5 protein-coding genes and 1 pseudogene are annotated in these 12,184 nt (G+C 60.2%); all 6 read right to left on the bottom strand.

Features of this window, described 5'->3' with window-relative positions; genetic code table 11:
* Positions 1 to 231 precede the first annotated feature (231 nt).
* Positions 232 to 390: pseudogene (locus DB032_RS01025) on the bottom strand (GTP-binding protein); the annotation flags it as partial.
* Positions 391 to 466: 76 nt separating this feature from the next.
* Positions 467 to 2,563, bottom strand: a complete 2,097-nt coding sequence (fusA, locus tag DB032_RS01020) for an elongation factor G (RefSeq protein WP_107797909.1) — start codon at positions 2,561 to 2,563, stop codon at positions 467 to 469.
* A 27-nt stretch (positions 2,564 to 2,590) separates the two neighbouring features.
* Complete coding sequence (gene rpsG, locus DB032_RS01015) at positions 2,591 to 3,061, bottom strand: 30S ribosomal protein S7 (protein ID WP_019103492.1); 471 nt, start codon at positions 3,059 to 3,061, stop codon at positions 2,591 to 2,593.
* A 109-nt stretch (positions 3,062 to 3,170) separates the two neighbouring features.
* Complete coding sequence (gene rpsL / locus DB032_RS01010; protein WP_019103491.1) at positions 3,171 to 3,542, bottom strand: 30S ribosomal protein S12; 372 nt, start codon at positions 3,540 to 3,542, stop codon at positions 3,171 to 3,173.
* 207 nt (positions 3,543 to 3,749) lie between these two features.
* Positions 3,750 to 7,946, bottom strand: coding sequence for a DNA-directed RNA polymerase subunit beta' (rpoC, locus tag DB032_RS01005; RefSeq protein WP_107797908.1), 4,197 nt, complete (start codon positions 7,944 to 7,946; stop codon positions 3,750 to 3,752).
* Between the two features lie 54 nt (positions 7,947 to 8,000).
* Complete coding sequence (gene rpoB / locus DB032_RS01000; RefSeq protein WP_107797907.1) at positions 8,001 to 12,176, bottom strand: DNA-directed RNA polymerase subunit beta; 4,176 nt, start codon at positions 12,174 to 12,176, stop codon at positions 8,001 to 8,003.
* Between the last annotated feature and the right edge of the window lie 8 nt (positions 12,177 to 12,184).

Here is a 12,184-nt window from a genome sequence, read left to right as displayed (position 1 = left end):
GTGACTCACTCTCTCGAAAAGGTTAATCCCATGAAGAAATCCACTCTTGCCATTGCTCTGATGACTTCCCTGTTCGCCGGCGCCAGCTGGGCGGCTCAAGACGCCAGCGCTCCGGCTGAACAAGCTCAACGCGCCACCGCCGCCAAGGGCGACGCCAGCGCTCCGGCCGAACAAGCTCAACGCGCCACCGCCGCCAAGGGCGACGCCAGCGCACCGGCTGAACAAGCTCAACGCGCTGTCGATCTGGGAGTAGTCTTTGGCTTCGCCGCCGAACTTCTTGGACAGAATGGTGGTGATAGCAGCGGTCAGAGTGGTTTTACCATGGTCCACGTGACCGATGGTGCCTACGTTTACGTGCGGTTTAGTCCGCTCAAACTTTTCTTTTGCCATTTTGCAAAAATCCTTGATTAAAGAACATTAGATCGGGACTGGCCGAATCGTTAAATCCGGCCAGCCTCAGCGCGCATTACTTGCGGGCGGCCATTACGGCGTCAGCAACATGCTTCGGAGCTTCGGAGTAGTGCTTGAACTCCATGGAGTAGGTCGCACGACCCTGGGTAGCGGAGCGCAGGTCGGTGGAGTAACCGAACATCTCGGCCAGCGGTACTTCGGCCTTGATCTTCTTGCCACCCAAACCATCGTCGTCCATACCCTGAACGATGCCGCGACGACGGTTCAAGTCGCCCATTACATCGCCCATGTACTCTTCCGGAGTTTCCACTTCCACCGCCATCATCGGCTCGAGGATGCACGGACCGGCGCGGCGCATGGCTTCTTTGAATGCCAGGGAGCCCGCCAGTTCGAACGCGATCTGCGAGGAGTCGACGTCGTGGTAGGAACCGAAGGTCAGACGCACGGTAACGTCCACCACCGGGAAGCCGGCGAGAATACCGCTGGACAGGGTGTTCTGAATACCCTTGTCCACGGACGGAATGAATTCACGCGGAATCACGCCACCCTTGATCTCGTCGACAAACTTGTAGCCATTGCCTTCGCCGGACGGCTCCAGGGTAATGACTGCATGGCCGTACTGACCCTTACCACCGGACTGCTTGACGTGCTTGCCGTCAACGTCGGTAACGACTTTGGTAATGGTTTCGCGGTAAGCCACTTGCGGAGCGCCAACGTTGGCTTCAACGCCAAATTCACGCCGCATGCGGTCAACCAGAATTTCCAGGTGCAGTTCGCCCATACCGGAAATAATGGTCTGGCCGGATTCTTCGTCGGTACGCACGCGGAACGACGGGTCTTCCTTGGCCAGGCGGTTCAGGGCAACGCCCATCTTCTCCTGGTCGGCCTTGGTCTTCGGCTCAACGGCAACGTGAATCACCGGCTCCGGGAACTCCATGCGCTCCAGGATGATTTCGGCGTTCAGATCGCACAGGGTTTCGCCGGTGGTCACTTCTTTCAGGCCGATGGCGGCGGCGATGTCGCCGGCACGCACTTCTTCCAGCTCGATACGGTCGTTCGCCATCATCTGCACGATACGGCCGATACGCTCTTTCTTGCCCTTGATGGAGTTCAGCACGGTATCACCGGACTTCACCACACCGGAGTAGACGCGGAAGAAGGTCAGCTGACCAACGTACGGGTCGTTCATCAGCTTGAACGCCAGAGCCGAGAACGGCTCGTCGTCGGAAGCGTGACGCTCGGCCGGCTTGCCGTCGGTTTCACCCGCGATGGCCGGAATGTCGATCGGCGCCGGCAGCAGTTCAATCACGGCATCCAGCATGCGCTGAACACCCTTGTTCTTGAACGCGGAGCCGCACAGCATCGGCTGAATTTCGCAACGCAGGGTACGCTCGCGCAGGCCGGCGATGATTTCTTCCTCGGTCAGCGTTTCGCCGCCCAAGTACTTGTCCATCATCTCGTCGCTGACTTCGGCAGCGGCTTCGACCATTTTTTCGCGCCATTCTTCGGCCACGGAAACCAGATCGGCCGGGATGTCGCCGTATTCGAATTTCATGCCCTGGGACGCTTCATCCCAGATGATGGCCTTCATCTTCAACAGATCGACCACGCCGGTGAAACCATCTTCAGCGCCGATAGGCACAACGATGGGCACCGGGTTGCCGCGCAGGCGAGTCTTCACCTGTTCAACCGCACGGAAGAAGTTGGCGCCTTGACGGTCCATCTTGTTCACGAAGGCGATACGCGGAACTTTGTACTTGTTAGCCTGACGCCATACGGTTTCAGACTGGGGCTGAACGCCACCCACCGCGCAGTACACCATCACCGCGCCGTCCAGTACACGCATGGAACGCTCTACCTCAATGGTAAAGTCCACGTGTCCCGGGGTGTCGATGATGTTGAAGCGGTGCTCGGGGAACTGCATCCCCATACCTTTCCAGAAGGTGGTCACAGCAGCGGAGGTGATGGTAATGCCACGCTCCTGCTCCTGCTCCATCCAGTCGGTGGTGGCAGCGCCGTCATGAACCTCGCCCAGCTTGTGGTTCACACCGGTGTAAAACAGAATACGCTCGGTAGTGGTCGTCTTACCGGCGTCAATGTGAGCGGAGATACCGATGTTACGGTAACGCTCAATGGGGGTTTTCCTTGCCACGATCTACACCTTAAATAGTGGGTCTGCTTAGAAGCGGAAGTGCGAGAAGGCCTTGTTGGCTTCTGCCATACGGTGCACTTCGTCACGCTTCTTCATCGCGCCGCCACGGCCTTCGGCCGCGTCGAGCAACTCACCAGCCAGGCGCAGGTCCATGGACTTTTCGCCGCGCTTGCGCGCAGCGTCGCGCAGCCAACGCATGGCCAGAGCCATACGACGCGACGGACGTACTTCAACAGGAACTTGATAGTTGGCACCGCCTACACGGCGGCTTTTTACTTCAACAACCGGCTTGGCGTTGGCCAGAGCGGTGTTGAATACTTCCAGGGCATTCTTGCCGGATTTCTTTTCGATCTGTTCCAGAGCACCGTAGATGATGCGTTCTGCAACGGATTTCTTGCCATCGATCATGACTACGTTCATGAACTTGGACAGGTCCTGGGAACCGAACTTCGGATCCGGCAGGATTTCGCGCTTGGGGACTTCTCTGCGACGTGGCATGTTACTTCCTTAGATTATTCAGTTGAGCTTTGGCTCATGACTACCCAATGGAGCAGTCACTTACTAGACGACCCTGAGTGTTGATCAGGCCGCCTTGAGTGCAACCCAATTACTTGGGACGCTTGGCGCCGTACTTGGAACGAGCCTGTTTACGGTCTTTAACACCTGCGGTGTCGAGGGAGCCGCGAACGGTGTGGTAGCGAACACCCGGCAAGTCTTTTACACGACCGCCGCGGAGCAGCACTACGGAGTGTTCCTGCAGGTTGTGGCCTTCACCACCAATGTAGGAAATCACTTCGAAACCGTTGGTCAGACGAACCTTGCACACTTTACGCAGAGCCGAGTTCGGCTTCTTCGGAGTGGTGGTGTAGACACGGGTGCACACGCCACGCTTCTGCGGGCAGGCTTCCAGCGCAGGCACCTTGCTCTTCGCCTTGATGGCGACGCGGCCTTTGCGAACGAGTTGGTTAATGGTTGGCATTACTATCAGTTCCTAGTTGAAGCTCTCCAGCGGCAACACGCCGCCAGAAAGGACGGAGGATTATATTTTAGTCAACGTCCTACCGTCAATGAAAACAACGCCGCCCCATCACCTTAACCGTTGATAGGGCAGCGTTTTTTCAACACTTTGCGTCAGGGCCTTCCGAGGCGGGCAATTCCGCCCCTTTCCGGCCAGGACGACTAAGCGTTATTCGTTGCTGTCGAGCGCGTCGGCCGGGGCGATGTCGAAGAACTGAGCTTCGGCCGCTTCCAGCGTATGCTGCGTCGAACCGCGACGGGTGCGGTGGTAAGCCAGGCCGGTACCCGCCGGGATCAGACGACCGACGATCACGTTTTCCTTCAGGCCGCGCAAGTCGTCCTTCTTGCCCATGATCGCCGCTTCGGTCAGCACGCGGGTGGTTTCCTGGAAGGAAGCCGCGGAGATGAAGGAGTCGGTGGACAAGGACGCCTTGGTGATACCCAGCAGCACGTTTTCGTACTGCGCAGGCTCACGGCCTTCCGCCAGCATCTTGTCGTTCATTTCCAGCGCGTCGGCGCGTTCCACCTGCTCGCCCTGGATGAACTCGGTGTCGCCGCTGTCGGAGATGATCACGCGACGCAGCATCTGGCGAATGATCACCTCGATGTGCTTGTCGTTGATCTTCACGCCCTGCAGACGATACACCTCCTGCACCTCTTGAACGATGTAGCGGGCCAAGGCCTCGATACCCTGCAGACGCAGAATGTCGTGCGGATCCACCGGACCGTCGACGATGGATTCGCCGCGGTTCACCACCTGACCGTCGTGCACCAGCACGTGCTTGTCTTTCGGGATCAGGTTTTCGTAACCATTGCCTTCCAGATCGGTGATGATCAGGCGCTGCTTGCCCTTGGTGTCCTTGCCGAAGGAGATCGTACCGGTCACTTCCGCCAGCATGCCGGCGTCTTTCGGCGAACGCGCTTCAAACAGCTCGGCCACACGCGGCAGACCACCGGTAATATCGCGGGTCTTGGACGATTCTTGCGGGATGCGGGCCAGCACTTCGCCCTTGCCCACTTCCTGACCGTCGCGCACCGTGATAATGGCGCCCACCTGGAAGGTGATCGATACCGAGGCTTCGGAACCGGCCAGCTTCACTTCGTTGCCGTTGTCGTCCAGCAGCTTCACCAGAGGACGCAGCATCTTGGACTGAGAACCGGCGCGGCGCTTCGGATCGATCACCACCAGCGTCGACAGACCCGTCACTTCGTCGGTCTGCTTGGCTACGGTGTTGCCCTCTTCCACGTTTTCGAACTTCACGCGGCCCGCGTACTCGGTGATGATCGGACGGGTGTGCGGGTCCCAAGTGGCCAACACCGCGCCCGCCTTGATCACCAGACCGTCGGTGACCATCAGGGTCGCGCCGTACGGCACTTTGTGACGCTCGCGCTCACGGCCCATATCGTCGTGGATCACCACTTCGCCGGAGCGGGTGATGACGATCAGCTCGCCCTTGGTGTTCGCCACATAGCGCATCTGACTGGAGAAGCGCACGGTGCCGTTGGACTTGCCCTCCACCTGGCTGGCGGCCGCGTTTCGCGACGCCGCGCCACCGATGTGGAAGGTACGCATGGTCAGCTGGGTGCCCGGTTCGCCAATGGACTGGGCGGCGATCACGCCGATGGCTTCGCCGGCGTTGACGCGCTTGCCGCGCGCCAGGTCGCGACCATAGCACTTGGCGCACAGGCCGTAGCGGGTGTCGCAAGTGATGGCGGTACGCACCTTCACTTCGTCGATGCCCAGGCTGTCCACCACGTCCACCAGATGCTCGTCCAGCAGGGTGCCGGCTTCGATCACGGTCTCGCCGGTGGACGGATCCACCAGGTCGATCGCGGCCACGCGGCCCAGGATGCGGTCGCGCAGCGGTTCGATCACGTCGCCGCCTTGCAGCACGGCCTTCATGGTGAAGCCGTTGCTGGTGCCGCAATCGTCCTCGATCACCACCAAGTCCTGGGTCACGTCGACCAGACGACGCGTCAGGTAACCGGAGTTCGCGGTCTTCAAGGCGGTATCCGCCAGACCCTTACGCGCACCGTGAGTGGAAATAAAGTACTGCAGTACGGTCAGGCCTTCGCGGAAGTTCGCGGTAATCGGCGTCTCGATAATCGAGCCGTCCGGCTTGGCCATCAGACCCCGCATGCCGGCCAGCTGCTTGATCTGAGCGGCGGAACCCCGCGCGCCCGAGTCGGCCATCATGTAAATGGAGTTGAAGGATTCCTGATCGACTTCCTTGCCTTCGCGGTCCAGCACCTTCTGCTTGGACAGCTCGTCCATCATCGCCTTGGCGATCTTGTCGCCGGTGCGGCCCCAGATGTCCACTACCTTGTTGTAGCGTTCGCCCTGGGTCACCAGACCTTGACGGTACTGCTCTTCGATCTCTTTGACTTCCTTCTGCGCGTCGGCGAGCAGGTCGACCTTCTTGGCCGGGATCTGCATATCGTCCACGCAAATGGAGATGCCGCCGCGAGTGGAGTAGGCGAAACCGGTGTACATCAACTGGTCGGCGAAGATCACGGTATCGCGGATGCCGCAACGGCGGAACGATACGTTGATCAGCTTGGAGATTTCCTTCTTCTTCAGCGCCTTGTTGATGTGCTCGAACGGCAGGCCTTTCGGCAGGATGTCGGACAGAATGGCGCGGCCCACGGTGGTGTCGTAACGCTTGATCACCGGCTGGAACTCGCCCTGCTCGTCTTTTTCCCACTCGCGCAGACGCACGGTGATGCGCGTCGCCAGTTCAACCTGACGGGTTTCGTAGGCGCGATGCACTTCCTTGGTGTCCGCAAACACCATGCCTTCGCCCTTGCCGTTCACCTTATCGCGGGTCATGTAGTACAGACCCAACACGATATCCTGCGACGGCACGATGATCGGGTCGCCGTTGGCCGGGGACAGCACGTTGTTGGTGGCCAGCATCAGGGTGCGGGCTTCCATCTGCGCTTCCAGCGACAGCGGCACGTGAACAGCCATCTGGTCACCGTCGAAGTCGGCGTTGAACGCCGCGCAAACCAGCGGGTGCAGCTGGATGGCCTTGCCTTCGATCAGCACCGGCTCGAACGCCTGAATACCCAGGCGGTGCAGCGTCGGCGCGCGGTTCAGCAGCACCGGATGCTCGCGGATCACGTCTTCCAGGATGTCCCAGACTTCCGGCACTTCCTGCTCTACCAGCTTCTTGGCCGCCTTGATGGTGGAGGCCAGACCCATCACTTCCAGCTTGTGGAAGATGAAGGGCTTGAACAGTTCCAGCGCCATTTTCTTAGGCAGGCCGCACTGATGCAGACGCAGGGTCGGGCCCACGGTAATCACGGAACGACCGGAGTAGTCCACGCGCTTACCCAGCAAGTTCTGACGGAAACGACCGCCCTTGCCCTTGATCATGTCGGCCAGCGACTTCAGCGGACGCTTGTTGGCGCCGGTCATCGCCTTGCCGCGACGGCCGTTGTCCAGCAGCGAGTCAACCGATTCCTGCAGCATGCGCTTCTCGTTGCGCACGATGATGTCCGGCGCGCGCAGTTCCAGCAGGCGCTTCAGACGGTTGTTACGGTTGATCACGCGGCGGTACAGATCGTTCAGATCGGAAGTAGCGAAGCGACCGCCGTCCAGCGGCACCAGCGGACGCAGTTCCGGCGGCAGCACCGGCAGCACTTCCAGGATCATCCATTCCGGCTTCATGCCGGAACGTTGGAAGGCCTCCAGCACTTTCAGGCGCTTGGAGATCTTCTTGATCTTGGTGTCGGAGCTGGTGGCCTTGAGTTCGGCGCGCAGGGTCTCGATCTCGCTGTCCAGGTTCAGCTTCTTCAGCAATTCCTTGACCGCTTCGGCGCCCATCATGGCGACGAACTCTTCACCGTACTGGTCTTCCTTGTCCAGGAAGTCCTCTTCGGTCAGCAGCTGACGGTATTGCAGCGGGGTCATGCCCGGATCGGTCACCACGAACGCTTCGAAGTACAGCACGCGTTCGATGTCGCGCAGCGTCATGTCCAGCACCATGCCCAGACGCGACGGCAGCGACTTCAGGAACCAGATGTGCGCGGTCGGGCTGGCCAGCTCGATGTGGCCCATGCGTTCGCGACGCACCTTGGACAAGGTGACTTCCACGCCGCACTTCTCGCAGATCACGCCGCGATGCTTCAGGCGCTTGTACTTGCCGCACAAGCACTCATAGTCCTTCACCGGTCCGAAGATGCGCGCGCAGAACAGGCCGTCGCGTTCCGGTTTGAAGGTACGATAGTTGATGGTTTCAGGCTTTTTTACTTCACCATAAGACCAGGAACGGATCTTGTCAGGCGAGGCGATGCCGATCTTAATCGCATCAAACTCTTCTTCTTGCGTAACTTGCTTAAAGAGGTCGAGCAGAGCTTTCATTGCGTCTCCAGTCAGGGGACAGGCGCGGCGGCTTGCCGCGCCCATTCAACCCAATCAATAACGTTCCAGGTCCATGTCGAGGCCGAGCGAACGGATTTCCTTCACCAGCACGTTGAAGGATTCCGGCATGCCGGCATCGATCTTGTGCTCGCCCTTGACGATGTTCTCGTACACCTTGGTACGACCGGTCACATCGTCCGACTTCACGGTCAGCATTTCCTGCAGGGTGTAGGCGGCGCCGTAAGCTTCCAGCGCCCAAACCTCCATCTCACCGAAACGCTGGCCGCCGAACTGGGCCTTACCGCCCAGCGGCTGCTGAGTCACCAGCGAGTACGGGCCGGTGGAGCGCGCGTGCATCTTGTCGTCGACCAGGTGATGCAGCTTCAGATAGTGCATCACGCCCACGGTGACCTTGCGGTCGAAGGCTTCGCCGGAGCGGCCGTCGTACAGGGTCATCTGGGTCTTGGACTCATTAAAGCCCATTTTCTCGGTCAGCGGGTCCGCATCCGGGTAGGCCAGATCCAGCATGTGCTTGATCTCGGTCTCCTTGGCGCCGTCGAACACCGGCGTCGCGAACGGCATGCCCTTGCGCAGATTGTCCGCCAGGGCCAGCACTTCGTCGTCGCTCAGCGAGGCGATGTCCTCGACCTTGCCCGCTTCGTTGTAGATGCGCTCCAGATAGCCGCGCACCAAGGAAGCGTTCTGCTGATCCTTGATCATGCGGTCGATGCGCTCGCCGATGCCCTTGGCGGCCCACCCCAGATGCACTTCCAGGATCTGACCGATGTTCATACGCGACGGTACGCCCAGCGGGTTCAGCACGATGTCGACCGGACGGCCGTCGCCCATGTAAGGCATGTCTTCGATCGGCAGGATGCGCGATACCACGCCCTTGTTGCCGTGACGGCCGGCCATCTTGTCGCCGGCCTGCAGGCGGCGCTTAACGGCCAGGTAAACCTTGACCATCTTCTGCACGCCCGGCGGCAGCTCGTCGCCCTGGGTCAGCTTGCGCTTCTTGTCTTCGAACTTGAGGTCGAATTCTTCGCGCTTCTGCGCCAGGCTTTCCTTGATCAGTTCCAGCTGCTTGGCGATGTCTTCATCGGCCATGCGGATGTCGAACCAGTCGTGCTTGGACGGCAGATCGGCCAGGTATTCCTGATCGATCACAGTGCCTTTCACCAGACGCTTCGGACCGCCGTTGGCCACTTTGCCCACGATCAGACGCTCGATACGGCTGAAGGCGTCGTTGTCGAAAATACGCAGTTGGTCGTTCAGGTCCAGGCGATAGCGCTTCAGTTCCGAATCGATGATGGACTGGGCGCGCTTGTCGCGCTCAATGCCTTCGCGGGTGAACACCTGAACGTCGATCACGGTGCCCACGGTGCCGGTCGGCACGCGCAGCGAGGTGTCCTTCACGTCGGAAGCCTTCTCGCCGAAGATCGCGCGCAGCAGCTTCTCTTCCGGGGTCAGCTGGGTTTCGCCCTTAGGCGTCACCTTGCCCACCAGCACATCGCCGGCTTCGACTTCGGCGCCGATGTACACGATGCCGGATTCATCCAGACGGCCGGCCATGCGCTCGGACAGGTTCGGGATGTCGCGGGTGATTTCCTCGGGGCCCAGCTTGGTGTCGCGGGCAACCACGGACAGTTCTTCGATATGGATCGAGGTGTAGCGGTCTTCGGCGACCAGCTTCTCCGAGATCAGGATCGAGTCCTCGTAGTTGTAACCGTTCCACGGCATGAAGGCGATGGTCATGTTCTGACCCAGCGCCAGCTCGCCCAAGTCGGTGGAGGCGCCGTCGGCCACCACGTCGCCGCGGGCGATGTGGTCGCCCACTTTCACCACCGGACGCTGGTTGATGTTGGTGTTCTGGTTGGAGCGGGTGAACTTGGTCAGGTTGTAGATGTCCACGCCCACTTCGCCGGCAACGGCTTCTTCGTCGTTGACGCGAACCACCACGCGGGTCGCGTCGACATAGTCGACCACGCCGCCGCGACGCGCCACCACGGTGGTGCCGGAGTCAACCGCCACCGAGCGCTCGATGCCGGTGCCCACCAGGGCTTTTTCCGGACGCAGGCAAGGCACGGCCTGGCGCTGCATGTTGGCGCCCATCAATGCGCGGTTGGCGTCATCGTGTTCCAGGAACGGAATCAGCGAAGCGGCGACGGACACCACCTGACCGGTGGCCACGTCCATGTACTGTACGCGGTCCGGAGTCGCCAGAATGGTTTCGCCCTTCTCGCGGCAGGTCACCAGCTCGTCGATCAGCGCGCCTTCTTCGCTCAACTCGGCGTTGGCCTGAGCAATCACGTAGCGGCCTTCTTCGATCGCGGACAGGTAGTCGATCTCGTTGGTGACCTTGCTGTCCACTACCTTGCGGTACGGGGTTTCCAGGAAGCCGAACTCATTGGTGCGCGCATAGACGGACAAGGAGTTGATCAGACCGATGTTCGGGCCTTCCGGCGTTTCGATCGGGCACACGCGGCCGTAGTGGGTCGGGTGTACGTCGCGCACTTCGAAACCGGCGCGTTCGCGGGTCAGACCGCCCGGGCCAAGAGCCGATACGCGGCGCTTGTGGGTGATTTCCGACAGCGGGTTGGTCTGGTCCATGAACTGGGACAGCTGCGAGGAGCCGAAGAACTCCTTGATCGCGGCGGACACCGGCTTGGCGTTGATCAGGTCGTGCGGCATCAGGTTGTCGGATTCCGCCTGATTCAGGCGTTCCTTGACCGCGCGCTCCACGCGTACCAGGCCGGCGCGGAACTGGTTTTCGGCCAGTTCGCCCACCGAACGCACGCGACGGTTACCCAGGTGATCGATATCGTCCACTTCGCCGCGGCCATTGCGCAGCTCGGTCAGGATGGCGATCACGGAAACGATGTCTTCAGTCGACAGCGTGCCTTCCATCACATCGCGACGCTCGGCGAACTTCTCGCCGATCAGCACCTTGAACCACTCAGGGGTCTTGTCGTCGAATTTGTACTGGTAGGTGCGCGAGCTGAACTTCATGCGGCCCACGCGCGACAGATCGTAGGTTTCTTCGCTGAAGAACAGACGCTGGAACAGCGCTTCCACCGCGTCTTCCGTCGGCGGTTCGCCCGGACGCATCATGCGGTAGATGGCCACGCGGGCCTGCAGCTGGTCCTGGATGTCGTCGGCGCGCAGCGTCTGGGAGATGTAGGAGCCCTGATCCAGATCGTTGGTGAACAACACTTCCACCTGCTGGATATCGGCCAGCGCCAGCTTGGCCAGCACTTCCTCGGTCACTTCGTCGTTGGCGCGCGAAATCAGCTCGCCGGTGTCGGCGTTGGCGACGTTGTGCGCCAGCACCTTGCCCAGCAGCGCGTCGGCCGGCACTTCGATGCGGTCCAGCTCAGCGGTCTGGATGTCGCGGATGTGCTTGGCGGTAATACGCTTGTCCTTGGCCACGATCAGCTTGCCGTCGGCGGCAACGATGTCGAACTTGGCCACTTCGCCCTTCAGACGATCCGGAACCACGCGCATGAACACGCCGCTCTTGGTCAGGTAGAAGGTGTCGAAGCTGTAGAACTCGGACAGGATTTCTTCGTTGGTGTAACCCAGCGCCTTCAGCAGGATGGTCACCGGCATCTTGCGGCGACGGTCGATACGGAAGTACAGCAGGTCTTTCGGGTCAAACTCGAAGTCCAGCCAGGAACCGCGGTAAGGAATCACGCGGGCGGAGAACAACAGTTTGCCGGAGGAATGAGTCTTGCCGCGGTCGTGCTCGAAGAACACGCCCGGGGAACGATGCAACTGAGAAACGATGACGCGCTCGGTGCCGTTGATGATGAACGAACCATTGGTCGTCATCAGCGGGATTTCGCCCATGTACACTTCGTTCTCGCGCACTTCCTTCACCACCGGCTTGGAAGACTCTTTGTCGAAGATGGTCAGACGGATGCGCGCGCGCAACGGAGCGGCGTAGGTAATGCCGCGCAGCTGGCACTCCTGCACGTCGAACGGCGGCTCGCCCAAGACGTAATGAGCGAAGTCCAGACGCGCATAGCCATTATGGCTGATGATCGGATAGATCGATTTGAACGCAGCCTGAAGGCCCACATCCCTACGCTGGTCAAGCGGCACACCCAACTGGAGAAATTCGGTGTAGGAATCAATCTGGGTCGCCAACAGGAATGGGACATCGAGAACACTGGCACGCTTCGCAAAACTTTTACGAATACGCTTCTTCTCAGTAAACGAATAACTCATAGAGTCTC

The sequence above is a fragment of the Chromobacterium sp. Panama genome (genome assembly GCF_003052555.1).
Lineage (GTDB): Bacteria > Pseudomonadota > Gammaproteobacteria > Burkholderiales > Chromobacteriaceae > Chromobacterium.
The sequence above is the reverse complement of the archived record's forward strand: the minus strand, read 5'-3'. Positions and strand labels throughout refer to the sequence as shown.